This is a genomic window from Mesorhizobium sp. M0018, assembly GCF_040323955.1.
Taxonomy (GTDB): Bacteria; Pseudomonadota; Alphaproteobacteria; order Rhizobiales; family Rhizobiaceae; genus Mesorhizobium.
Genome location: NZ_JAMYVL010000005.1, coordinates 174,868 through 198,052, shown reverse-complemented (window position 1 = coordinate 198,052; position 23,185 = coordinate 174,868). Strand labels below are relative to the sequence as shown.

28 protein-coding genes and 1 pseudogene are annotated in these 23,185 nt (G+C 63.0%); 17 read left to right on the top strand and 12 right to left on the bottom strand.

The genetic code is table 11. From position 1 onward, the window contains the following. Window positions 1-3 precede the first annotated feature (3 nt). The 5 genes from NKJ81_RS09415 to NKJ81_RS09395 all read left to right on the top strand — a co-directional run bounded on the left by NKJ81_RS09415 (window position 4) and on the right by NKJ81_RS09395 (window position 5,086). Window positions 4-858: a lytic transglycosylase domain-containing protein gene (locus NKJ81_RS09415; RefSeq protein WP_352471157.1), complete on the top strand. Its 855-nt coding sequence runs from the start codon at window positions 4-6 to the stop codon at window positions 856-858. A 162-nt stretch (window positions 859-1,020) separates the two neighbouring features. After that, window positions 1,021-2,217 (top strand): phosphoglycerate kinase, encoded by a 1,197-nt coding sequence (locus NKJ81_RS09410; RefSeq protein ID WP_352540261.1) that lies wholly within the window; start codon window positions 1,021-1,023, stop codon window positions 2,215-2,217. Between the two features lie 140 nt (window positions 2,218-2,357). Further along, on the top strand, window positions 2,358-3,383 hold the full coding sequence (locus NKJ81_RS09405; RefSeq protein WP_352540260.1) for a class I fructose-bisphosphate aldolase: 1,026 nt from the start codon (window positions 2,358-2,360) through the stop codon (window positions 3,381-3,383). Between the two features lie 148 nt (window positions 3,384-3,531). Then, a complete protein-coding gene (locus tag NKJ81_RS09400; protein ID WP_352540259.1) occupies window positions 3,532-4,272 on the top strand; it encodes a DUF899 domain-containing protein in 741 nt (246 codons plus the stop codon). Window positions 4,273-4,354: 82 nt separating this feature from the next. Further along, the gene (locus tag NKJ81_RS09395) at window positions 4,355-5,086 is read left to right on the top strand and encodes an SGNH/GDSL hydrolase family protein (RefSeq protein ID WP_352540258.1); all 732 of its coding nucleotides are present in this window, start codon (window positions 4,355-4,357) and stop codon (window positions 5,084-5,086) included. Window positions 5,087-5,203: 117 nt separating this feature from the next. Here NKJ81_RS09395 and NKJ81_RS09390 read toward each other — a convergent pair whose 3' ends face one another. Then, window positions 5,204-5,365 (bottom strand): hypothetical protein, encoded by a 162-nt coding sequence (locus NKJ81_RS09390; protein ID WP_352540257.1) that lies wholly within the window; start codon window positions 5,363-5,365, stop codon window positions 5,204-5,206. 203 nt (window positions 5,366-5,568) lie between these two features. Here NKJ81_RS09390 and NKJ81_RS09385 point away from each other — a divergent pair, with 203 nt between their 5' ends. From NKJ81_RS09385 to NKJ81_RS09370, 4 genes are all read left to right on the top strand, one after another. Further along, window positions 5,569-5,736, top strand: a complete 168-nt coding sequence (locus NKJ81_RS09385) for a hypothetical protein (protein ID WP_023678489.1) — start codon at window positions 5,569-5,571, stop codon at window positions 5,734-5,736. Between the two features lie 142 nt (window positions 5,737-5,878). Then, window positions 5,879-6,025: a hypothetical protein gene (locus tag NKJ81_RS09380; protein WP_352540256.1), complete on the top strand. Its 147-nt coding sequence runs from the start codon at window positions 5,879-5,881 to the stop codon at window positions 6,023-6,025. Continuing rightward, a complete protein-coding gene (locus NKJ81_RS09375) occupies window positions 6,022-6,273 on the top strand; it encodes a hypothetical protein (RefSeq protein ID WP_352540255.1) in 252 nt (83 codons plus the stop codon). The genes NKJ81_RS09380 and NKJ81_RS09375 overlap by 4 nt, the downstream gene beginning before the upstream one ends. 18 nt (window positions 6,274-6,291) lie before the next feature. Then, a complete protein-coding gene (locus NKJ81_RS09370) occupies window positions 6,292-7,011 on the top strand; it encodes a helix-turn-helix transcriptional regulator (RefSeq protein WP_352540254.1) in 720 nt (239 codons plus the stop codon). Window positions 7,012-7,069: 58 nt separating this feature from the next. Here NKJ81_RS09370 and NKJ81_RS09365 read toward each other — a convergent pair whose 3' ends face one another. The 3 genes from NKJ81_RS09365 to NKJ81_RS09355 form a co-directional block, all read right to left on the bottom strand. Then, a complete protein-coding gene (locus NKJ81_RS09365) occupies window positions 7,070-7,765 on the bottom strand; it encodes a DUF1013 domain-containing protein (protein ID WP_023678492.1) in 696 nt (231 codons plus the stop codon). A 354-nt stretch (window positions 7,766-8,119) separates the two neighbouring features. Further along, window positions 8,120-8,260, bottom strand: coding sequence for a DUF1127 domain-containing protein (locus NKJ81_RS09360; RefSeq protein WP_023678493.1), 141 nt, complete (start codon window positions 8,258-8,260; stop codon window positions 8,120-8,122). Window positions 8,261-8,391: 131 nt separating this feature from the next. Further along, a complete protein-coding gene (locus NKJ81_RS09355) occupies window positions 8,392-9,402 on the bottom strand; it encodes an NAD(P)H-quinone oxidoreductase (RefSeq protein WP_352471150.1) in 1,011 nt (336 codons plus the stop codon). A gap of 124 nt (window positions 9,403-9,526) precedes the next feature. On the opposite strand from NKJ81_RS09355, the gene NKJ81_RS09350 reads away from it, so the two are divergent. The 3 genes from NKJ81_RS09350 to NKJ81_RS09340 all read left to right on the top strand — a co-directional run bounded on the left by NKJ81_RS09350 (window position 9,527) and on the right by NKJ81_RS09340 (window position 11,384). Further along, a complete protein-coding gene (locus NKJ81_RS09350) occupies window positions 9,527-9,721 on the top strand; it encodes a DUF1192 domain-containing protein (protein ID WP_023678495.1) in 195 nt (64 codons plus the stop codon). Between the two features lie 96 nt (window positions 9,722-9,817). Then, on the top strand, window positions 9,818-11,065 hold the full coding sequence (locus NKJ81_RS09345; protein WP_352471149.1) for an MFS transporter: 1,248 nt from the start codon (window positions 9,818-9,820) through the stop codon (window positions 11,063-11,065). 31 nt (window positions 11,066-11,096) lie between these two features. Beyond that, window positions 11,097-11,384: an ArsR/SmtB family transcription factor gene (locus tag NKJ81_RS09340; RefSeq protein WP_023678497.1), complete on the top strand. Its 288-nt coding sequence runs from the start codon at window positions 11,097-11,099 to the stop codon at window positions 11,382-11,384. 128 nt (window positions 11,385-11,512) lie between these two features. Here NKJ81_RS09340 and NKJ81_RS09335 read toward each other — a convergent pair whose 3' ends face one another. Both NKJ81_RS09335 and NKJ81_RS09330 read right to left on the bottom strand, forming a co-directional pair. Next, window positions 11,513-12,169, bottom strand: a complete 657-nt coding sequence (locus NKJ81_RS09335) for a glutathione S-transferase family protein (protein ID WP_352540253.1) — start codon at window positions 12,167-12,169, stop codon at window positions 11,513-11,515. 59 nt (window positions 12,170-12,228) lie between these two features. Next, complete coding sequence (locus NKJ81_RS09330) at window positions 12,229-13,080, bottom strand: alpha/beta fold hydrolase (RefSeq protein WP_352540252.1); 852 nt, start codon at window positions 13,078-13,080, stop codon at window positions 12,229-12,231. Between the two features lie 96 nt (window positions 13,081-13,176). On the opposite strand from NKJ81_RS09330, the gene NKJ81_RS09325 reads away from it, so the two are divergent. The 3 genes and pseudogenes from NKJ81_RS09325 to NKJ81_RS09315 all read left to right on the top strand — a co-directional run bounded on the left by NKJ81_RS09325 (window position 13,177) and on the right by NKJ81_RS09315 (window position 14,521). Beyond that, the gene (locus tag NKJ81_RS09325) at window positions 13,177-13,701 is read left to right on the top strand and encodes a winged helix-turn-helix transcriptional regulator (RefSeq protein ID WP_352540251.1); all 525 of its coding nucleotides are present in this window, start codon (window positions 13,177-13,179) and stop codon (window positions 13,699-13,701) included. A 75-nt stretch (window positions 13,702-13,776) separates the two neighbouring features. Continuing rightward, window positions 13,777-14,007 (top strand): hypothetical protein, encoded by a 231-nt coding sequence (locus NKJ81_RS09320; protein WP_023678501.1) that lies wholly within the window; start codon window positions 13,777-13,779, stop codon window positions 14,005-14,007. A 97-nt stretch (window positions 14,008-14,104) separates the two neighbouring features. Beyond that, window positions 14,105-14,521, top strand: a pseudogene (locus NKJ81_RS09315) (GlcG/HbpS family heme-binding protein). Window positions 14,522-14,531: 10 nt separating this feature from the next. Here NKJ81_RS09315 and NKJ81_RS09310 read toward each other — a convergent pair. The 3 genes from NKJ81_RS09310 to NKJ81_RS09300 all read right to left on the bottom strand — a co-directional run bounded on the left by NKJ81_RS09310 (window position 14,532) and on the right by NKJ81_RS09300 (window position 16,214). Next, the gene (locus NKJ81_RS09310) at window positions 14,532-14,933 is read right to left on the bottom strand and encodes a hypothetical protein (RefSeq protein ID WP_352500775.1); all 402 of its coding nucleotides are present in this window, start codon (window positions 14,931-14,933) and stop codon (window positions 14,532-14,534) included. 200 nt (window positions 14,934-15,133) lie between these two features. Next, window positions 15,134-15,316, bottom strand: a complete 183-nt coding sequence (gene rpmF / locus NKJ81_RS09305; RefSeq protein ID WP_006203806.1) for a 50S ribosomal protein L32 — start codon at window positions 15,314-15,316, stop codon at window positions 15,134-15,136. A 139-nt stretch (window positions 15,317-15,455) separates the two neighbouring features. Then, window positions 15,456-16,214, bottom strand: coding sequence for a biosynthetic peptidoglycan transglycosylase (locus NKJ81_RS09300; protein WP_352540340.1), 759 nt, complete (start codon window positions 16,212-16,214; stop codon window positions 15,456-15,458). Window positions 16,215-16,293: 79 nt separating this feature from the next. On the opposite strand from NKJ81_RS09300, the gene NKJ81_RS09295 reads away from it, so the two are divergent. Beyond that, window positions 16,294-17,211: a polyprenyl synthetase family protein gene (locus NKJ81_RS09295; protein WP_352540250.1), complete on the top strand. Its 918-nt coding sequence runs from the start codon at window positions 16,294-16,296 to the stop codon at window positions 17,209-17,211. Window positions 17,212-17,380: 169 nt separating this feature from the next. Here NKJ81_RS09295 and NKJ81_RS09290 read toward each other — a convergent pair whose 3' ends face one another. From NKJ81_RS09290 to tkt, 3 genes are all read right to left on the bottom strand, one after another. Further along, window positions 17,381-19,270, bottom strand: coding sequence for a potassium/proton antiporter (locus NKJ81_RS09290; RefSeq protein WP_352540249.1), 1,890 nt, complete (start codon window positions 19,268-19,270; stop codon window positions 17,381-17,383). A 217-nt stretch (window positions 19,271-19,487) separates the two neighbouring features. Beyond that, window positions 19,488-20,498 carry a type I glyceraldehyde-3-phosphate dehydrogenase gene (gap, locus tag NKJ81_RS09285; protein WP_023678507.1) on the bottom strand — a complete coding sequence of 337 codons (1,011 nt, stop codon included), beginning with the start codon at window positions 20,496-20,498 and terminating at the stop codon, window positions 19,488-19,490. A gap of 158 nt (window positions 20,499-20,656) precedes the next feature. After that, the gene (tkt, locus tag NKJ81_RS09280) at window positions 20,657-22,648 is read right to left on the bottom strand and encodes a transketolase (RefSeq protein ID WP_352471145.1); all 1,992 of its coding nucleotides are present in this window, start codon (window positions 22,646-22,648) and stop codon (window positions 20,657-20,659) included. Window positions 22,649-22,908: 260 nt separating this feature from the next. Between tkt and NKJ81_RS09275 the strand changes: the two genes are divergently transcribed. Further along, window positions 22,909-23,181 carry a DUF4164 domain-containing protein gene (locus tag NKJ81_RS09275; protein WP_006200774.1) on the top strand — a complete coding sequence of 91 codons (273 nt, stop codon included), beginning with the start codon at window positions 22,909-22,911 and terminating at the stop codon, window positions 23,179-23,181. Window positions 23,182-23,185 lie beyond the last annotated feature (4 nt).

The window sequence follows — 23,185 nt, the reverse complement described above, 5'->3', positions numbered from 1 at the left end:
TCGATGCGGCGTTTGCTGGGCGCGGCGCTGGTTGTCATTTGCGGGCTGATCTGGGCGACAGCCGTTCAGGCCGATCCACCACGGCCCGCCAAAAAGAAGCTGATCGACCAGGTTTGCAACCTGATCGAGACGCATGCCGACCAGAACGGCCTGCCCCGGGATTTCTTTGCCCGGCTGATCTGGAAGGAAAGCCGTTTCGATCCCAATGCGGTCAGCCCCGTCGGCGCCGAGGGTATCGCCCAATTCATGCCGGGTACCGCCAAGATGCGCGGGCTCGCCAATTCCTTCGACATCGAACAGGCAATCCCGGCCTCGGCAAAATACCTTGCCGAAATGAAATCCGGTTTCGGCAATCTCGGCCTTGCCGCCGCAGCCTACAATGCTGGCGAGAGCCGGGTGACGCGCTGGCTGAATTCCGGCGGATTCCTCCCGTTGGAGACCGAAAGCTACGTCCTGGACGTCATGGGCGAGCCGGCCGACAAGTTCACCGATGCCGCGTATGCCGGCGTCATCCGGCCGCTCGACAAGAAGGCGAGTTTCGCTGCCGCTTGCCGCGAGCTGCCGGTGATCATGTCCAGAACCGTGCCGATGTCGTCGATCAACATCAAGCCGTGGGGCGTGCAGGTGGCGGGCAATTTCCGCCGCGCCGCGGCGCTCAACCAGTGGCTAAGAGTGAAAAGCCGGTTCCCGGCACTGCTTGCCGGCCACGATCCGGTGGTCAGCCGGGTCCGCACACCGATCGGCAGGCGCGGCATCTATGCCGTGCGGATCGGCGCCGATAGCAGAGCCAAGGCCGACACGATCTGCGACAAGCTGCAAAGCGTCGGCGGCGCCTGCATCGTGGTACGCAACCGGTAAAGCCATATGTCGGAGCGTTTTGCGCCATTGCTGCCCATCTCGCTCCCCGTGGGCACTTCGTCCTCGATACGTGAATCATATTTTCGGTGAACCGTTAGGCAGGTCTTGCATCGTCGTCGATGCGGGGTAAGGTCCCCGCGATTTTTCGCGAAAGGGATCAGCATGGCCGGCTTCAAGACACTGGACGACATCGGCAATATCAGCGGCAAGCGTGTGCTGGTACGTGTCGACCTCAACGTTCCCGTCGCCGAGGGCAAGGTCACCGACGCCACCCGCATCGAGCGCATTGCGCCGACCATTGCCGAGCTCTCCGGCAAGGGCGCCAAGGTCATCCTGCTTGCCCATTTCGGCCGGCCGAAGGATGGACCGGCGGCGGAATTCTCGCTCGAGCCGATCGCCAAGGCGACGGCGGAAGTGCTCGGCCGCCCGGTTGGCTTTGCCGCCGACTGCATCGGCGACAAGGCGGGAAATGCCATTGCTGCCATGAATAATGGCGACGTGCTGCTGCTCGAGAACACCCGCTTCCATAAGGGCGAGGAGCAGAACGATCCGGCCTTCACCGAAAAGCTCGCCGCCAACGGCGACATTTTCGTCAACGACGCCTTCTCCGCTGCGCACCGCGCCCACTCGTCGACGGAAGGGTTGGCGCATGTGCAGCCTTCCTTCGCCGGCCGCACCATGCAGGCCGAGCTCGACGCGTTGGAAAAGGGTCTTGGAAATCCCGTCCGCCCGGTTGTCGCCATCGTCGGCGGGGCCAAGGTCTCGACCAAGATCGACCTGTTGATGAACCTGGTGAAGAAGGTCGATGCGCTGGTCATCGGCGGCGGCATGGCCAACACGTTTCTCGCGGCACGCGGCACCGACGTCGGGAAATCCTTGTGCGAGCGTGATCTCGCGACCACCGCCAAGCAGATCATGATCGAGGCGGCCGAGGCCGGCTGCGCCATCATCCTGCCCGCCGACGGCGTTGTCGCCAGGGAGTTCAAGGCCGGCGCCGCCAGCGAGACCGTCGCCATAGCAGACGTGCCGGCCGACGGCATGATCCTCGACGTCGGCGCAAAGACCGTGAAAACCATTGCCGAATGGATCGACCGCGCCGCGACGCTGGTCTGGAACGGGCCGCTCGGCGCCTTCGAGATCGAGCCATTCGACCACGCAACGGTGGCGACGGCCAGGCACGCGGCAGCTCGCACCAGGGCCGGCAGACTGATCTCGGTCGCCGGCGGCGGCGATACGGTGGCGGCGCTCAACCATGCCGGCGTAGCCGACGACTTCACCTATGTCTCGACGGCTGGCGGCGCTTTCCTGGAGTGGATGGAAGGCAAGCCCTTGCCCGGCGTCGACATCTTGAAGCGCTGAGCGCGGCAGCAATAACAGCGCGAAAGAGGGCGCCCGCGACTTTCAATCGATTCGCGCCTACCCGGCGAAATTGTTCGACTTGAACCTGCGCTGCTCTGGTGGTCTGCTGGGCACGGATCAATTCTTTCAGGAGAAGCACGATGAGCGAACGTCTCGAGGACATTGCCGCCGCGATTGTGGCCAATGGCAAGGGCCTGCTGGCTGCCGACGAGAGCTCCGGCACCATCAAGAAGCGCTTCGACGTCATCGGCGTCGAGTCGACCGCCGACAGCCGCCGCGACTATCGCGAGATGATGTTCCGCGCCAGCGATGCAATGACCAAGTACATTTCCGGCGTCATCCTCTACGACGAGACCATTCACCAGAAGGCCGCCGACGGCACACCGCTGGTCGACATCATCAAGGCATCAGGCGCTATCCCCGGCATCAAGGTCGACGCCGGCGCCAAGCCGCTGGCCGGCTTTCCCGGCGACACCATCACCGAGGGCCTGGACGGCCTGCGCGAACGCCTTGCCGACTATTACAAGCTCGGCGCCCGCTTTGCCAAATGGCGCGCGGTGATCGACATCGATGTTGCCAAGGGCGTGCCTTCCGCCACCTCGATCGGCTCGAACGCCCATGCGCTCGCCCGTTACGCCGCGCTTTGCCAGGAGGCCGGCATCGTGCCGATCGTCGAGCCGGAGGTGCTGATGGACGGCGCCCACGACATCGACACCTGCTACGAGATCAGCAAGGCGACACTGACAAAGTTGTACACCGAGCTCTATGCGGCTCGCGTCGTGCTCGAAGGCACCATCCTGAAGCCGAACATGGTGCTGGCCGGCAAGAAATCAGGCAAGGTCAGCAGCCCCGACGAAGTCGCCGAGAAGACAATAAAACTGTTCCGCGAGACGGTGCCGGCCGCTATTGGAGGCATTGCCTTCCTTTCGGGCGGACAATCTGACGAGGAGGCGACCGCCAACCTCAACGCCATCAATGCCATTGGCCCGCATCCGTGGAAGCTGACCTTTTCCTACGGCCGCGCCTTGCAGGCCGCTCCGCAGAAGGCGTGGGGCGGCAAGGCGGCGAATGTCGCCGCCGCACAGGCTGCCTTCGCCCATCGCGCCCACATGAACCATCTGGCAGCGCTTGGACAATGGCAGCCGACCCTTGAGCAAGCCGCCTGACGGAATTCAGGTTGCGTTCCTCCGACCCGGGCCATGTGCCCGGGTTTGTTTGAAAGCAGCAAGGTCTGCAATTTCCTGCAACTGAAATGCAGCTCTGTGTCGGCATTCCTCGCTGCCGATCGTCCTCCGTGAAAAGAGGAGCAGACCTATGCCAAACAACAAGACCGTATCGCAGAAAGACTGGTTTCAGGCGCACAAGGCGCATCTGGCGCGCGAAAAGGAATTGACGCGCTTTCGCGATCGTGTCGCCGCCGAACGCCGCGAACTGCCGTGGCTGAAGATCCGCAAGGACTACGTCTTCGAGACCGAGCAGGGGCCAAAGAAACTGCCTGACCTGTTTGGCGGCAACAGCCAGCTGATCATCTACCATTTCATGTTCGGCCCCGGTGCCGACTATCGTTGCGAGGGCTGCTCGTTCCTTGCCGACCACATCGACGGTGCCAACCAGCATCTCAGGCACCACGACGTCTCGCTCGTGGTGGTTGCGCGGGCGCCGCTGGCCGAGCTTCTGCCCTACAAGCAGCGCATGGGCTGGAAATTCGACTGGGTGTCGTCGTACGCTTCGGACTTCAACTTCGACATGCAGGTGTCATTCACCGACAAGCAGATCGCGGCCGGCGACACGACCTACAATTTCGAGCGGCGCGCGCGGCAATCGAAGGATCTTCCCGGCACCAGCGTGTTCTATCGCGACGAGAAAGGCGACATCTTCCTGACTTTTATCTCGCGCTCCAGAGGCGGCGATCCGCTGATCGGCGCCTATCACTATCTCGACCTGACGCCGAAGGGTCGCAACGAAACCGGTCCCCACCATAGCCTGGTGGACTGGGTGCGGCTGCACGACGAATATGCGGATACGCCCGAGATGCAGGACAGCTGCTGCCATTGACGACGGGCGGTCACCCAAGGTCTTTCGCCTTCGGCCCGACATGCGCTAAGTGCTGTTCGCTATGCCCTAAAAGGGACTTGCCATGCGGCGCTTTCCGACCCTTCTCACCTGGCTCGCCTTTCCGGTTTATGTCTGGCAAGGACTTGGCGTGCGTCGCCGCACCGCCCGCATGCTGCCGGCACAAGGTCCGGTCATGCACGAGGCATCTGGCCTGGCGCCAGCAATCTCGGTTCTGGTGCTTGGCGATTCCTCCGCCGCTTCGGTAGGGATCGGCAATTCCGAAAACGGATTGGCCGCGCAACTGGCAGTTCTGATTGCGCAACGCACCGGCCGCACCGTGCGCTGGCGGGCGGCCGGCTTCAACTCGGCAACCTCTGGCCAGATCCGCGATCATGTGCTGCCCAATCTATCGGCCGATCCGTGGACGCATATCGTGCTGGCCATCGGTACCAACGACACCAAGAATTTTCATTCGGTACCGCGCTTCAAGCGCGAGTTTGGCGGCCTGCTCTACGCGCTGCGCGCCAAATGGCCGGAAGCGCGCGTCGTGTGGTCGCCGGTGCTGGAGTTCACCCGAGCTCCGGCAATGCCGCCGCTGCTCGGCAAGATCCTCGAAATCCGCGCCGTCGAAATGAACCGGATGGGCGAGCGCCTTTGCCTCGAACGCGGCGCCATACCGGCGCCCCGGCTGCCGATCACGGATGCCGATGCCGGCTTCGCATCGGATGGATTTCACGCTTCGGAAGCCGGCTACCGAGCCTGGGCGGAACATCTGGTCAGCCTGGTGCTCGCCAACGAACCGGGCGTCGCGTAGCGGGCCGCCCGCACTAAAGCGCGTCGCATTCGATTGGCCTCATCCGACGCGCTTCAGGTTCTTGTTTTTATGCATGTCGTTGTCGCAAAACCGCTGCACACTTTTGCGCGACATGCATTACGTCCAGTGCCCGAGCACCGCCGTAATCGAAATCGCCGCCATCGCCAGCAGCGCCAGCTTCCAGAAATCGCTGCGCCGCTTCAGCCCGGGCCAGCCGAGCGGCTTGATGAGCTGGATGACCATCATGAAGATGATGACGAGTGCGAGAAGTTTCGACATGCAGCCTTTGATCAGCATCGCGGCTGGCTGTCAAAGCGGCTCCGCGATCGCCGTCTTTCCAGTGCAGCAGGCCTCTTTTCAGCACTGCCTGATCACTTCGGTCGACAAATCGGAACGCCGGTCAGGAGAGACGCACCCTCCTGACAGACTGCTGTCAGCAGGGGTGTGCGATAGTGCCTGCATCGAAAGAGAGGAGACCAGCCATGAACGGTATTACCATTCTGCGTAGCGTGCAGCACTATGTCGGCAAGATCCGGACGATCCGCAATGAGATCCGCACCCAGCGATTCATGAACACCCTGCCGGCGGACATCCGCAAGGATATTGGTTGGCCGGACATGTATGGCGACCGCCGCAATGGCGGCAATTGAGGCAAGCTTTCCGCGTGGCGTTTGGATGCAACCTGGCGACGAGCTGAAATGGGGCATGCTGAAGCCTCCTGACAGTATGGTGTCAGGAGGCTCGTGCCATAGTGCGATGGCCGCCGGAGCCGGATGGCCGAGAGGACGATCGATGAAAAGCTGGAACGACAGGCTGAACACGCCTGGCATCAACGGCATAACACCGTCGCCACGCACCATCGGCGACGTCGTCGAAGGCCAGCCGATGCTCGCCAGGTCCATGCATTCATCCGCTCCATCCCCGAAGGCATGGACATGAATATCCGCGCTTTGCGCACCGCTCTCGCCATCGAGCACGGTGCCGAGATGACATGTCCGGTCACCATCGGCTATCATCTGCGCACCGTCGCCGAGGCCGCCAACGAGGATCTTGAGCGTGGTATGGCGCTGGGCGATGTTGCGCCGTTCTGGCGGGTGGTCGACGCAAGCACGCCGACAACGAGTAAACTGTCCTTCGGCGCGGCCTTCGTCGCCGCGCAGCGCAAGCGCGAAGGGCTGGAACGATAGACGCCGAGGGACCATACGATGCGCCGCGCCGACAGGCTCTTCCAGATCGTGCAGCATCTGCGTGGTGGTCGTCTGGTCACCGCCCAGAAGCTGGGCACGTGGCTCGAGGTTTCCGAGCGGACGATCTATCGCGACATCGCAGACTTGCAGTCGACCGGCGTCCCGATCGACGGCGAGGCCGGTGTCGGCTACATGATGAGGGAGGGTTTCGACCTTCCGCCGCTGATGTTCACGCGTGACGAGATCGTCGCGCTGGTCGCCGGCGCTCGCATGGTGCGCGCCTTTGGCGGCGCGGCTATGGCGCGAGCCGCCGACGAGGCGCTGGTCAAGATAGGCGCCGTGTTGCCCGACGCCGAAAAGGACCGCATCGCCCGTACCGAGATACACACGCCGATGTGGGTGGTAAGCGATGCCGCCCGCGAAGCCATCGACCTGATCGAGCGGTCCATCGAGAAACGTCAGGTGCTGACCATCGACTATTCGGATGAGGCCGGCCGCAGCACCGCGCGCGACATCCGCCCGCTCGGCCTGTGGTTCTGGGGCAAGGTGTGGACCTTGGTCGCCTGGTGTGAGATGCGCAGCGATTTCCGCGCTTTCCGCATCGACCGAATCGCCACGGTGGTCATCGCCGGCCGCACCTTCAAGCCGGAGCGCGGCAAGCAGCTCGCCGATTTCTATCGCGCGGTGGAGCGCAGCGAGGATTACGGCATGGCGCCGGACCGGGCGGCGCGAAGCTGACACGGAAGATCACAAAAAAGCCCGCTTGAAAGCGGGCTTTTTGTTTTGGATGCCAGACCTATTCCTCTTCGTCGGCGTCCTTGTCCTTCGACTTCAGCGCCGAAAGCTTGGCGAAGACGGCGTTGGCGTCAAGTTCGCGGTCCTCGTCCTTCGGCTTTTCGGGCGCCGGCACCAGCCGTTCGGTCAAGGCGGCCGGCAGCAGCGTATCGCCGACCGGCTGCGCCTGCTCGCGGCCGCGCGAGGCGCGGTTGATTTCCATATCGAGGTCGATCTGCGACGTCAGGCCGAGCGTCACCGGATCCATAGGCTGGAGATTGGCGGAGTTCCAGTGCTTTCTGTCGCGAATCTGGTCGATCGTCGACTTCGTTGTGCCGACAAGGCGGGCAATCTGCGCATCCTTGAGCTCGGGATGGTTGCGCACCAGCCAGAGGATGGCGTTGGGCCGGTCCTGGCGCTTCGACAGCGGCGTGTAGCGCGGACCCTTGCGTTTGGATTCCGGCACCCGCACCTTGGGATCGGAGAGCTTCAGCCGGTGGTTGGCGTCCTTCTCGGCGCGCGCGATCTCGTCGCGAGTGAGCTGGCCGGTCATGATCGGGTCCATGCCCTTGATGCCTTGCGCCGACTCGCCGTCGGCGATCGCCTTGACCTCAAGCGGATGCAGTCCGCAGAACTGCGCAATCTGCTCGAAGGAAAGCGCTGTGTTGTCAACCAGCCAGACGGCGGTCGCCTTTGGCATCAGCAGCGTATTGGCCATTACAAAAATCCTTCTCGTTCGCCCGCGTTCCCGCGCGGGCGGTGGTTTAGAGCCACCAAAATGGGAAAATCGCGGTCTATATAACCGCTCGCTCGCCGTTTCGCAATGTTTTTGGCAGGCGCGCGTCAAGGACGGCACGGCAGCGCGACCAGCAGACCGCGAAGGGTCGGCAGATGACGCCATGCAGTCGAAAGCTTCAAAAAGACAAAGCCCGCCAGACCAAGGTCGGGCGGGCTCGGAACCGGCGACGGAAATCCGTCTGCTGCGGCTCTGGCTTCTAAAGCTTGATCCCGAACCGCGGCTCGGCGTTGCCGAAAAGCGGCGCCCGGTCTTCGAGCGGGATCGTGCTCGAGATCAAAGCCCTTTGCGGGCGATTCTCTCGATGTCGCCGCGGTTGATGCCGAGGTCGTTGAGCTGACGAGCATTCAGCCGGTTCAGTTCGCGCACGGTTTCGTTGTACATGCGCCAGTTACGGAAAGCGCGGATCGGGTTCATGATAGTCCTCCATCGTTTTGATGCCGCGTAAATAGGCATCGGCGATGAAAAATTGAACAGACGCTTTTGCATGGCCGCAATGCGTTTGTTGCATTGCACCATAAGCTTTCGTTCAGCCTGTTTGCGGGCCGTCAGGCGACATCGAGCACAATCTTGCCGATGTGCTCACCCTCCTCCATCCGCTCATGCGCCCGCCACGCTTCCTTGAGCGGGAAGATCGTATCCATCACCGGCGCAACCTTGCGCGTGCCGAGCAGCGGCCAAACCTGCGCCTCGAGCGCAGCCGCAACTGCCGCCTTGAACTCCACGGTGCGTGGCCTGAGCAGCGATCCTGTGTGCACGAGCCGCTTGGCCATGATCTTGAAGAAATCGGCGCTCGCCACTGCCCCGCCCTGCGTCGCGATCTGGACGATGCGGCCTTCCATGGCTGCAGCCTCATAGTTTCGCGCCACATAGTCGCCGCCGACCATGTCGAGGATGACATTGGCACCCTTGCCGCCGGTTGCCTCCTTGACTGCGGCGACGAAGTCCTCCTCGCGGTAGTTGATCGCCCGGTCGGCGCCGAGCTTGAGGCAGGCGTCGCATTTCTCCTTGCTGCCGGCGGTGGTGACGACATAGGCGCCGAAAGCGGCAGCAAGCTGGATCGCCGTGGTGCCGATACCCGACGAGCCGCCATGCACGAGAAGGGTCTCGCCGCTCTTCAGGCCGCCGCGCTCGAAGACATTGTGCCAAACAGTGAAGTAGTTTTCCGGCAGCGCCGCCGCTTCGGTGTAGGTAAAGCCGGCGGGCAGCGGCAGCACGCTGCCGGCGTGCACTCTGACATATTCGGCATAGCCGCCGCCCGCCGTCAGCGCACAGACCCGGTCGCCGACGCGCCAGCGCGATATCTCGTCACCAAGGGCAGCTACTTCGCCTGCCGCCTCCAGCCCCGGCAGATCCGACGCTCCCGGCGGTGGCGGATAGGCGCCCTTGCGCTGTTGCACGTCCGGCCGGTTGACGCCGGCGGCCCGCACCCGGATCAGGATCTCGCCGGAACCGGGAACCGGTACGTCGCGGGTTTCCGGTTTCAGCACCCGCGGCCCGCCCGGTTCCGATATGGCGATCGCCATCATCTTCGCCGGAATTTTCTGTGCGTTCGCCATGAACTTTCCCGTCGTGCTCCGCCGGTTTCTCGTGCCAGCTCTTGCCCGCCATTTGCATCCATACCCTTGCCCTATGTATGCTCATTGGCAAATCAGGCAAATGGGCAATCACGGAGGAGCGACGATGGCGATCTTCGACGACGAACCCAAGAAGAAAGCGCGCCCGCACGAGATCGGGCAGGATCTGTCGCTGCTTTCCGTCGATGAATTGTCCGAACGGATCGGCATCCTGCGCGACGAGATCGCCCGGCTGGAAGCCGAGCTCAAGACCAAGGGCTCGACCAAGTCGGCGGCAGAGGCGCTGTTTCGCCGCGGGTAGTTACTGCGGGCAATTCCAAAAGCTCGGGCACGCCGCCGAAAAGCCCGAATGCCGCTGTCTCCAGACTTGTGCCCTAAACCCCAGCCGGATTGAAAAATGTTCGCAAGCTACAGACCGATCCTCTCGCTGCTGCGCGGCACCGCGTTCCTGTTGGCGGCATCCGGACTGCACGGTCTGCTGTTGCCGCTGCGCGGCCAGGTGGAGGGCTTCTCGACGGCATCGCTCGGCCTGATGGGCACGGCTTGGGCCGGCGGCTTCGTCACCGGCTGCTTCTTTGCGCCACGCATCGTGCGCCGCGCCGGTCATGTCAGGGCTTTCGGCGCCTTTGCCGCATCGGGAGCGATCGTCGCATTGCTCACCGGCCTGATCATCGACGAATATACCTGGATCCTGCTGCGCGCCTTCACCGGCTTCACCATGGCCGGCGCCTTCATGGTCATCGAAAGCTGGCTCAACGAGAAGGCCACCAACGAAAACCGCGGCACCGTCTTCGGCCTCTACATGATGGTCACCTATGCCTCGATCATGGGCGGTCAGATGATCGTTGCCGGCGGCGATGTGAGATCGGCGTCGCTGTTCATGATCACCGGCATTCTGTTCTGCCTGTCGCTGATCCCGACAGCGGTCTCGACGGCGTCTCACCCCAAGCCGCTGCAGGACGTGTCGCTTGACGTCAAGGGGCTCTACGTCAATTCGCCGGTGTCGGCGATCGCTTGCGTGCTGATCGGCATCGCCAACGGCGCCTGGGGTACACTTGGTGCCGTCTATGGAGCGCGCATCGGCATCTCGACAGCCGAGATCGCGCTGATGATGAGCCTCGTGGTCATCGCCGGCGCCGCCATGCAGCTTCCGGCCGGGCGGCTCTCCGACATGACGGATCGTCGTTTCGTGCTGGCGGGCGCGGCCTGCGGCGCTGCGCTGTTTGCCATCGCCATCTTCCTGTTCGAACCGCGCTCCGGCGTCTTCGTCATCGTCTGCACCGCCGCCTACGGCGCCTTCGCCTACACGCTCTATTCGATCGCGGTGGCGCATGCCAATGACCATGCGCGATCGGAGGACTTCGTCAAAGTGTCGGGCGGCCTGCTGCTGCTTTATGGCTTCGGCACGATGATCGGTCCGCTGGTGGCCGCCGGCCTGATGGGCTGGATGCGCCCTGAGGGGCTGTTCCTGGCCACTGCGCTCGCGCATCTCAGCCTGGCTGGCTATACGCTGCTGCGCATCAGCCGTCGCGCGCCGGTGCCGATCGAAGGCCGCGATGCCTTCAAGACCCAGCCCGCCGATCGCTCGGTGACGCCGGAAGCGTTGCGGCTCGACCCGCGTAGAAAAGCTGAAGCCGACAGTTGAGATTCGAGGCGCTTTGCCCCACAAATAAGGCATGATGCTTTCCGACGCCTTCATGGCGATTGCCGATCCCAACCGGCGCCATCTCTTGGAAGAGCTCCGGCGCGGACCGAAGACCGTCAACGAATTGGCATCCGGCTTGCCGGTGTCCCGCCCGGCCGTTTCGCAGCACCTGAAGGTGCTGCTTGATGCGGGGTTGGTCAACGCCAAGCCGGAAGGCACCAGGCGCGTCTATACGGTCAGCAATGCCGGCTTCCTGAAGCTCAACATCTGGCTTGACCAGTTCTGGGATGCGGAGCAGCTCGGTTCACCCGGAAGCTGAGAGGCATCGTCAGCGCGTCGAGCAACTAGGCAGCATCGGGCCTAGAGCAATTCCAGGAAAAGTGTGAAACGGTTTTCCGTCCGGAAGAGATAGAGCGGTTCGGCGTTTCCGTGAAACGATGAACCACTCTAGCCATTGTTGTAGGGGAAGAGCTTGAGATACGGCTGTGCTTCCTCGATCACACGGGCAACCGAGGGGCGTTGCAGCAACCGGTCGTGATAGCGCCTGACCGCAGGATATTCGTCTCCGAAAGGCTCGACCTTATTGGCGTAGAACAGCGCGGGGGCGGCAGCGCAGTCGGCCATGGTGAAGCTCGCACCCACCGCCCATGTCCTCGACCGCATGTCCTGTTCAATGATGGCGTAGGAGCTGCGCAGCTGGGCGCGGGCCTGCTCGACGCCGAACGGATCGGTCTTGCCCTCCGGCCGCAGCCGGTCGCCAACGATCTTCTGCATCGGTTCCTGGACGTAGAAGTCATAGAAGCGGTCGGCGAGCCGCGTCTGGCGAGCGAGATCGAGATCGGCGGGGATCAGTTCGACCGGCCCAGGATAATACGCGTTGAGATATTCGATGACGATCGTCGATTCCGGCACGGTCCGGTCAAGCGCTTCATCGCGCAGCACCGGCATCTTGCCGAGCGGCCACAATTTCAGAAACGCCGCGCGCGATTGTTCATTGCCGAGATCGACAACGACCGATGTGAATGGCGTGCCGTTCTCATAGAGCGCGATCAGCGGCTTCCAGCAGAAGGAGGCCAGTGGATGAAGGTGCATAATCAGGGACATTGTTGTCGTTCCTCAGGGGGTTCGTCTCGCGGAAATTCGATGTCGAGGTCGGCTCGGTACTATTTGGCCTGGCTGTGGGTGACGATGGCATCGATGATCGCGGCCCAGTCGTCGGGATGCAGCTCGTGGCCGCCGCCCTCGATCCGGAGCAGCCTTGCACCGGCGACCGCGTCGGCAAGAGCGGCGCCATGCTCGACTGGAAAGATGGGATCGTCGGTGCCGTGGATAACGAGGAGCGGGATTTTCATGTTGGGCAGCCGACCCGTCCAGTGCTCGCCGCTCCCATCTTCGCCACTCTTGAGCATGAAATGATTGGTCGCACTTAGAAAACCGCCGGACCGGTCATAATCCTGTTCGACGAAAGCCCGTGTTCGCTGCTCGTCGAAAGAGTGCGCCGCACCGGTGAGCGCATGCGCGTCCTTGACGATGAAATCGACCACTTGGCCCCGGTCCGCCCAGTCGACCTTGGCGCCTTCGGCCGAGTGGTTCCTATGGGCCTCGGTGGTTCCGGGCAGATGCGACGTATCGATGCCCAGGGGCGAGCTGCTGATCACCGTCAGCGAAGTGACACGCGACGGGTATTTCAACGCAACAAGCTGCGCGATCATGCCGCCCATCGACATGCCGACCACATGCGCCTTTCGGATTCCATGGTCGTCAAGGACGCGGATAGCATCGTCCGCCATGTCGTCAAATGTATAAGGCGGCTCGCCCGGCGCGTACTTGGTCGAACGGCCGGTATCGCGATTGTCATAGCGGATCACGAAGCGACCCTCGCCGGCCAGCTTCCGGCAAAACGCTTCGGGCCACCAAAGCATGGAAGCCATCGCGCCCATGATCAACAACACCGCCGGATGGGCCGGATCGCCGAACGTCTGGGATGCGATTTCGGGGTGTTCGGCGTTTTTCATGGCTTTCCTCCCTGGGCTTCCAATCCGATTGCATTTTGCAATCAGTTGCACGATATTAAAACCGATACGATAATGCAACCGGTTTTGGAGATTCGCATGAACATCGATCGTCGGTCCGGATGCCCCATCAACCTGTCGCTCGAAGTGTTCGGTGACCGGTGGAGCCTGATCATCCTTCGCGACATCATCTTCGGCGGCAGACGCCACTTTCGCGAACTGCTCAACGGCTCGGTGGAGGGCATCGCCTCCAACATCCTCGCCGACCGGCTGAAGAGGCTGAAGGAGCTCGGCATGCTGACCAAGGCGGACGATCCCTCCCATAAGCAAAAAGCGATCTACAGCCTGACCGAAATGGCGATTACGCTGGTGCCGATCCTGGCGCATCTCGGCGCCTGGGGTCGCGTCTGGCTGCCGGTCAGCGAAGAGCTCTCTATCCGTGCCGAGCTTCTGGAAAAAGGCGGCCCGCCGATGTGGGACAAGTTCATGAACGAGTTGCGCCACGAGCATCTGGGTGCGTCTCCCGCCCCATCTGGACCCACCGTCCGCGCGACTTTGCAGGCCGGATACGATGCGGTCGTCGCCCGCAAGGCGGAGCGAGTCGGCTGCGACCCGGCGCCATGACCAACTTATTTTCCCAATTGCGGGCTGGCTCTGCTATCAAGGGACTGAAGATAATTTACGGATTGGATAACGCTCTTGGTCGAGAACTCTAAGGACACTGCCCGTGCGCGGGCCGATTTGCGTTTCAAGAAACAGGAAGAGGCAGCCACGGTTCGCCAGAAGGCGATGGCGGAATATGTCGCCGAGAGCGACGCTCGCCAAGCCAAGACCAACAAGCTGCGGGCGCTGCGCCTCGCCAAGGAAGCGGAAGACCTGGCCAATGCGCCTCCGGCCCCGGTGAAGAAGCCTCGGGCCAAGAAGAAATAGGCCGGCGCTCCCAGAATCCATGCTTCCTTCCGCACGCGAAACAGTTCACTCGGAGTCTGTTCTGACGGCTGATAACTGGCGCGTTCAGGAGACGGCCATGACCGCACTGACGCTCGACAAAGCCCTTGAAATCAACGCCGCCGCCTTTGCCAAGGGTGCCTAGCTCAAGCTCAGGCCGCTTGGCGTCTCGGTGCTCGACGCCGGCGCCCATCTGGTCGCGTTCCAGCGTCAGGACGGCGCCTCGTTCCTGCGTCCGCAAATGTCGGCCGGCAAGGCCTATGGCGCGCTCGCTATCGGCATGGGCCCGCGCCGGGTGGAAGCTTTCGCCAAGGAGCGCCCGCATCTGATCGCCGGCGGCTCCGACGTGTCGGGCGCGCGCGCGCGGCGTGCTGATGCGCGACAACGCCGGCACGATCATCGGCGCCATCGGTATTTCCGGCGACACGTTCGACAATGATGAAACGGCAGCCATCGCCGGCTCGAGGCGGCTGGCTTCACCGCTGACCCGGGCTGAGCCGGGATCCTTAATTCATATTGATGTCGCGGGTGGCCGACCGCATTGACACCGAAAAGCCGGCCAGCACGTCGATCAGCGCTATGACCATCAGTGTGAAGAAGACAGAATGGGCGGCGCCCTTCACCAGCAGGAACTCGACCAGATAGGCCACAAAGACGAAGGTCGACAAAAGATGGTCCATGATCGAGGCACTTGTCGTGCGCGTCGACTTCACCACTTCGACGAACAAGAAGATCAGTGCGATCAGCACGATGAGGTCGCCGAGGGTCATCGAGAACACGCCACCCGACATCATCCGGACCGAAAACATTTCGGTGGCCCACGGATCGTCGCCGCTGCCGAATATTCCCAGAAGCCCAAGATTGTAGAGGATGAAAGGCACGATCAGCAGCGGGATGGCACCGAACATGTGGCGGCTCCGGTTGGACTGATCTTTGTAGAGTGCGCCCGGCGTTCGCCGTCAAGAATTTTCGTGCGGCCGATAAACACGGACAAAGACGGCGTGAAACAACAATGTCAGGCCCGGCTGATACGATCAGTTGTCGCAAACGCAAAAAGACCGGCCAATGGCCGGTCGCTTCGCAACCCAATAAACCGTCGAAAGCTCTATCAGCTTTCCTTCGGCTCCAGAACCTGGCGACCGCGATACATGCCGGTCTTCAGGTCGATATGGTGCGGACGGCGCATCTCGCCGGAGTTCTTGTCCTCGACATAGGTCGGGGCCTTCAGTGCGTCGGCAGAACGGCGCATGCCGCGCTTCGACGGAGAGGTTTTTCGTTTCGGAACGGCCATGGATATGCTCCACTACATGGTCAAAACGCCCCGGCGGCCCTCGTGAAAGGGCCACATCAGGGGCCGGAATCTGAGAAAGTCGGGTGCCTATACACGCCCGACGGCGTTTTGGCCAGCGTCGCCGTGTTTTTTTTTGACACTATCGCAGGCAACCGACATAGGCGCCGGCGCGGCCGGCGCGCCGTTCGATCAACGCGGCAAGCCGCCTCAGTCCCGGCCCGGGCTTCGCCGGATTGCGCACGATCGGATTCGGCAAGGTGACGGCAAGCAGCGCTGCCTGCCGGCGCGACAGCTGTTTTGCCGAGACGCCGAAATGATGCTGGGCGGCGGCCTCGATGCCGTAGATGCCCGGTCCCCATTCGGCGATGTTGAGGTAGATCTCCATGATCCGCCGTTTCGACAGCACCGCATCGAAATAGACGGCCAGCGGCAGTTCGACGACCTTACGGACCGAGCCCAACGGCCGCGACCATAGATAAAGATTCTTTACCGTCTGCATGGTGATGGTCGAGGCGCCACGTGTCATCTCGCCGGCGAGCGCATCGTCGACGACGCCGCGCAACTCGCCCAGATCGACGCCGCGATGGAAACAGAACTGCCCGTCCTCCGACATGATTACCGAATATGCCAGCACCGGCGCGACATCGTCGATGGAAACCCAGCGCCGATCGTAGCCGGAAAACGTCGCCAGGTCCTTCAGCATCAATGTCGACACCGGATGCACGAATGACGGCAGATACAGGAAGGTCAGCACCACCGGCACCAGCGCCAGCACGACGGCGACGGCAATGCCGCGCCGGACCCAGCGTTGAAGACCGATGCGGCTGCCGCGTCTCGGTCTCGCCATGTCCAACCCTTCGGTTTCGTGATCGACGATCGGTTCCGCCAAGCCACCCAGTCCGCGCTACTCCCTGCCCCCGGCATAATGGCGCTTGGCTTCTTGCGCAATGTCTGAGTGTCGGCTACCGCTCCCGACCATGACGAAAGACGACCAAATGGCGTTCGAAGCTGCACTTATTGCCCGGGCAGTTCCGCTCGAGGCGCTGCTGAGGCGGTTGCTCGACGGACGGACGCTTTCGGGCGAGGTCGCGCGGCCCGAACGCCTGATGGCGGCAATGCGACATGGCGTGCTGAACGGCGGCAAACGACTGCGTCCCTTCCTGGTCATGGAAAGTGCTGCACTGTTTTCAGCCGACGGCGAGGCGGCGCTGCGCGTCGCGGCGGCGCTCGAATGCGTGCACTGCTATTCGCTCATCCATGACGATCTGCCGGCCATGGACGACGACGATTTGCGCCGCGGCCAGCCGACCGTGCACAGGGCTTTCGATGAGGCGACCGCCATTCTTGCGGGCGACGCCTTGCTGACACTTGCCTTCGACATCCTTGCCGACGAGGCGACAATGCTGCCGGCCGAGCGCAGGACAACGCTGGTGCTGGCACTGGCCCGCGCCGCCGGGGCGGGAAGCATGGTCGGCGGCCAGATGCTCGATCTCGAAGCCGAACAAAGCCGGCCGGACGAGGCCGGCATCATCCGGCTTCAGGCGATGAAAACCGGTGCGCTGATCCGCTTTGCCTGCGAAGCGGGCGCTATCCTTGCCGGCGCGCCGTCGGGCGACCGCGAAAGGCTGGCCGAGTTCGGCTCGGCGATCGGGCTTGCCTTTCAGCTTGCCGACGATCTGCTCGACCTGACCGCCGACGCGCATCAGATGGGCAAGGCGACCGGCAAGGATGCCGCGGCCGGCAAGGCGACGCTGGTCGCGCTGCACGGACCGGACTGGGCGCGGGGCCAGCTCCATGGCCTCGTTGACCAGGCTCATGCGTTGCTCGAACCTTTTGGCGAGCAAGCTGCGCTTCTGAAACAAGCGGCGCAGTTCGTAGCGGCCCGCAACAATTAAGCGCGCCCCTATGGCGCGCCGGAGAATTGGCGACTGATCGGCCGAACGTCCTCGCAACCGGCCGAACGGGATCATTTCCGGCGATGTCGGACCACATGGACCCGCCACACCAGTTGCCGAGCCATTCTTCAGCCTCGCGGCAGGGTTCCGCGGCTCGGGTGGACAGCGGTCAGCCTTCGCCAGTTGTCTTTTCCACCACGGGCTGCGGAACCGGTTCCATCTCGGCCGCCGCCTCGACCGCCCGCGCCTCGGCCGGCTTGCGCCGGTTGCGGATGAAGGCGGCGATGCGGTCGCGGATTTCGCCGGCGCTGAGAAACACCGGAACGCGCGCCACCGGCGCGGTCGGCTCAAAGGACAGGCCAAGGCCGGTGATCCTGCCCTTGTCGTCGACGTCGCGGACGATCAGCTCGATTGGACCGAGCAGCACGCGGTCGGCATATTCGGCGTGGCCGCCGAGCCGCGTAGTGACCAGGTCGCCAATGCTGAGCTTGCGTTCCGCTTCGGTCAGGCCCGGCGCGTAGGCGGTTTCCAGTTCCTCGGCGGGGCGTGACGGATCGACGGCGAAGGCGCCGAAGAAATCCGCGTCCTCGGGATCGACCACGGCACGGCTGGCGAACAGCTTGTCGAGCAGGCGCGGATAGCGGTCCGGCACGAAGATGTAGACATGGTCGCCGGCCGCGAGCCGGCCCATATCCTGGAAGCGCATCGAGCGTCCGTCGCGCAGCACCAGCGACGGCCGCGCCCAGCGCGGAATGCGTTCGCCGCGCGCCACCGGGCTGCCAGGTGACACGCGGTAGGCGAGAAGCTCATGATGGGCGGAGCCCGGCAGTTCCAATTCGACCTTGTCGAGCGGTCCCAGGCGGGCCGGCACGATAAGGCCGAGACGGCGCGCCAGCGGCCCGACGGTCCATCCCTGGATGATCAGCGAGACCAGCACGATGATGAAGGCAGTGTTGAAGATGAGGCGGCCGTTCTCAAGACCGCCGAGCAGCGGCGTGATGGCAAGCAGGATCGACACGGCACCGCGCAGGCCAACCCACGAGACGAAGGCGACTTCCGGGCGTGGCAGACGGAACGGCACCAGGCAGAGCCAGACGGCGATTGGCCGTGCCACAAATACCAGGAACAGGCCGAGCAGCACTGCCGGCACCAGGATCGCCGGAAATTGTGAAGGCGTCGCGAACAGGCCGAGGATCAGGAACATGATGATCTGCGCCAGCCACGACATGCCGTCCTGGAAGCGCTTGAGGATGGTCACGGCCCGGATATCGGAATTGCCGGCAATCAGGCCTGCGAGATAGACCGCCAGGAAGCCGGAGCCGCCGACGGCACCGGCGGCAGCGAACACCATAAGCGACAGCGTCAGCACGAAGATCGGCAGCAGGCCGTGATCGAGATTGAGGCGATCGACAAGGCGCACAATGGCCATGCCGCCGAGAATGCCGATGACCGCGCCGAGCCCCATGTTGACAAGGAAGCCGACGGCAAGATCGGTGACCAGCACCTTGGCCTCGGGGTGGGTATTGCCGGCGATGACCTCGACCAGCGTGATGGTCAGGAAGATGGCGATCGGGTCATTTGTGCCGGATTCCACCTCGAGCGTGGACCGCACGCGCTCGCGCAAATTGATCTCGCCGGCGCGCAGCAGGAAGAACACCGCCGCGGCGTCGGTCGAGGCGACGGCGGCACCGAGCAGGAAGGATTCCAGCCAGGTCAGGTCGAGCAGATAATAGGCGGCGGCGCCGAAGAGCCCGGTGGTCAAAAGGACGCCGAATGTGGCCAGCGACAGCGCCGGCCCGGCCGCCTGCCGCAAGGCGTTGAGCGGCGTGCCGAAGCCGGAATCGAAAAGGATGACCGCCAGCGCCAATGAGCCGGCAAAATAAGCAACTCGGGCATTGTCGAAATGGATGCCGAGACCGTCGGTTCCGGTGGCGAGGCCGATGCAGAGAAACAGCAGCAGGAGAGGGGCGCCGAAACGGAAGGCGATCAGGCTTGAAAACGCGGCGGCAACGACAAGTGCTGCGCCAACGAGCGTCACAAGATAGATACCATGCTCCATTCGTTGGTCGCCCCTAGTCGATATGCTACGGCATCACGGGAGAGTGGGGCGAAGACATGGCCGCTGCAAGGCAGCAGCGTGGCTTTTTGCCCCACGCTGCCGATCGTCGAAAGTTTTGGCACCCCCGAGCAGCGGAGCGTGCCTCGGCGGTTCGTGCTGCAATGAAAAACGCCCGGACTGAGCCGGGCGTCTCCAAGTCGAGAAGCTGGCTCTGCGATCAGGCGATGGTCTTGCCGAAGGCGACGGCGGTATCGCCCATGCGGTTGGAAAAGCCCCACTCATTGTCGTACCACGACAGCACCGAAACGAAGTTGCCGTCCATGACCTTGGTCTGGTCGAGCGCCACGATCGAGGAATGCGGATCATGGTTGAAGTCGATCGAAACATTGGGGTGACGGGTAACGGCGAGGATGCCCTTCAGCTTGCCGTTCGAGGCGGCGATCACCGCGTCATTGATCTCCTGGACGGTGGTCGGCCGCTTGGCGATAAACTTGAAATCGACGAGCGAGACGTTCGGGGTCGGCACGCGGATGGAGATGCCGTCGAGCTTGCCCTTGAGTTCGGGCAGTACCAGGCCGATGGCCTTGGCAGCACCGGTCGAGGTCGGAATCTGCGACAGCGCGGCGGCGCGGGCGCGGTAGAGGTCCTTGTGCATGGTGTCCAGCGTCGGCTGGTCGCCGGTGTAGGAATGGATCGTCGTCATCATGCCCTTCTCGATGCCGACCGCCTCATTCAGCACGGCCGCCAGCGGCGCCAGGCAGTTGGTGGTGCAGGAGGCGTTTGAGATGACGATGTGGTCCTTGGTCAGCTTGTCGTGATTGATGCCATAGACGACGGTGAGATCGGCGCCCTCCGCCGGAGCGGAGACGAGAACGCGCTTGGCACCGGCGGTCAGATGGGCGACGGCCTTGTCGCGGGCGGTGAAGATGCCGGTGCATTCGAGCGCGATGTCGATGCCAAGCTCCTTCCAGGGCAGTTGTGTCGGATCCTTGATCGCGGTGACCTTGAATTTTTCCTTGCCGACGATGATCTGGTCGCCGTCAACCGTCACCTCATGCGGAAAGCGGCCATGCACGCTGTCGAAGCGCAGCAGATGCGCGTTGGTCTCGACCGGGCCGAGATCGTTGACCGCGACGACGTCGATATCCTTGCGGCCGGATTCATGGATGGCGCGCAGGATGTTGCGGCCGATGCGGCCGAATCCGTTGATGGCAACTCTGACGGTCATTGTTCTCTCCCTGGGAGTTGGAGGCCGAAGATCAAGTCCGCAGCTTCATAACGGCGGACGGGCAAAGAATCCAGCCGCCGAGGCGTGGATTTAAATCGATTAGTGCTCCACCGCCCGGCAAAACCGCTATGCCAGCCTTTACCGGGCGGGGCTCACTTTCATTTGCCATGCAGACGGGCTTCCGCCGCCTTCACCGTTGCCTCGGCTGTGATGCCGAAATGCGGGTAGAGCTGTTCGATGGTGCCGGAGGCGCCGAAGCCGGTCATGCCGACAAAGATGCCGTCGGTGCCGATGAAGTGATCCCAGCCCTGACGGATGCCGGCTTCGATGGCAATTTTGAGCGGCGCATTGCCGATCGTCCTGCTGCGATAGTCGGCGCTCTGCTTGTCGAACAATTCGAAACACGGCACCGAGACGACGCGGGTCGCGTGGCCGTGCTTTTCCAGGGCCTCGCGGGCGGCCAGCGCGATCTCGACCTCAGAGCCCGACGCGAAGATCGTCACCGCCGCCTCGCCACTGGCGGCGGCAAGTTCATAGGCGCCGCGGCTGGAGAGGTTTTCCGCAACGAAGTCGTTGCGTACCGTCGGCAGGTTCTGCCGGGTCAGCGCCAATGTCGAAGGCGTCTTTTCCGACTCAATGGCCAACTGCCAGCATTCCGCGGTTTCCACCGCATCGGCGGGGCGGAAGACATTGTGGTTCGGAATGGCGCGAAGTGCTGCCAGATGCTCGACCGGCTGATGGGTCGGGCCGTCTTCGCCAAGGCCGATGGAATCATGGGTCATGACGAAGATCGAGCGGATGCCCATCAGCGAAGCAAGCCGCATCGCCGGACGGGCATAATCGGAAAAGCACATGAAAGTGCCGCCATAGGCGATAATGCCGCCATGCAATGTCAGCCCGTTGAGCGCGGCCGCCATGCCGTGCTCGCGAACGCCGTAATGAACGTAGCGCTGGCCGTAATCGTCGGCGGTGATGTTCTTGGTCTGGCTGGTCTTGGTGTTGTTGGAGCCGGTCAAATCGGCCGAGCCGCCGACGGTTTCGGGCACGGCGCCGTTGATGACCTCCAGCGCCATTTCCGATGACTTACGGGTGGCGACCTTCGGCTTGTCGGCGACGAGCTTCTTCTTGTAATCGCCAATGACCGCGTCGAAGTTGGCCGGCAGCGTGCCACTGATGCGGCGTTCGAACTCTGCGCGCAATTGGGCATCAGCCTTGGCAAGGCGGCTTTCCCAGTCGGTGCGCGCCTTGACGCCGGTCCGCCCGGCGGTACGCCATGCGTCGAGGATATCGGCCGGAACCTCGAAAGGCGGATAATCCCAGCCGAAGAATTTTCTGGCGCCAGCGATTTCCTCGGCGCCGAGCGGCGAGCCATGCGCCTTGTTGGTACCGGCCTTGGTCGGCGCGCCGAAGCCGATCGTCGTCTTGCAGGCGATCATCGTCGGCTTGTCGGAGTGGCGGGCCGCTTCGATGGCATAGGCGATCGCTTCCGGGTCCTGGCCGTCGATATGGCTGGCATTCCAGCCGGACGCCTGGAAGCGGGCGACCTGATCGGTGTTATCGGCGAGCGACACCGGGCCATCGATCGAGATGTTGTTGTTGTCCCAGAAGACGATCAGCTTGTTCAGCTTCAGATGCCCGGCAAGCGCGATGGCTTCCTGGGATACGCCTTCCATCAGGCAGCCGTCGCCGGCCAGCACATAGGTGTAGTGGTCGACGAGATCTTTGCCGAAAGCGGCATTCATGATGCGCTCGCCGAGCGCGAAGCCGACCGAATTGGCAAGGCCCTGGCCGAGTGGGCCGGTCGTCGTCTCGATGCCCGCGGCATGGCCGTATTCCGGGTGGCCCGCCGTCCTCGACCCCAATTGGCGGAACTGCTTGATCTGCTCGATGGTGATGTCTTCGTAGCCGGTCAGATAGAGCAGCGAGTAAAGCAGCATCGATCCGTGGCCGGCCGACAGGATAAAGCGGTCGCGGTCCGGCCAATGCGGGTTTTTCGGATCGTATTTGAGAAAGCGGGTGAACAGCACCGTGGCGATGTCGGCGCAGCCCATGGGCAGTCCGGGGTGGCCGGAATTTGCCTTCTCGACGGCGTCCATGGCTAGAAAACGGATCGCATTGGCCATCCGGTCATGTTGTTCGCGCGAGGTCATGCTTCCTCCAAAATGGGGGTTTGGGCCTTGGGAAAGCCCTTGAAAAGGGTGCGCGACACATAGCAGGCGCGGCCTTTTAGTCAACAAATCGGTGTGCTTTTGCCGGTCTTGTGATGGCCGTGCGCGACTTACATTAGCGTTAGCAGGGGACAGTCGCGACAGCTTTATTGACGTGCGGTTCACACGACGCGTAATGTTTCAGGGATAACGCGTTCTGAACGTGGATGATTCGGTGATGGGCAGGGCGCAGGACGAAAGCCATGACCGGGGAAACGACCCTCAAGGAAGTCATTGCCAGGCTGGGTAAGGCCATCGAAGGGCTGGAAAACGCCGTCGCGGCCAAGCTTGAGCATGAGCGGGACTATTCGGAAGCCGAGGCCGAAGTGCAGCGGATGAACGCCGACCGCTCGCGGCTGGCGCAGGAGCTCGACAATTCCGAGGCCCGCGCCGAACGGCTGGAAGATGCCAACAAGGAAGTGTCGCGAAGGCTGGTGACAGCCATGGAAACCATCCGCGCGGTACTGGACAGGTAGGCCA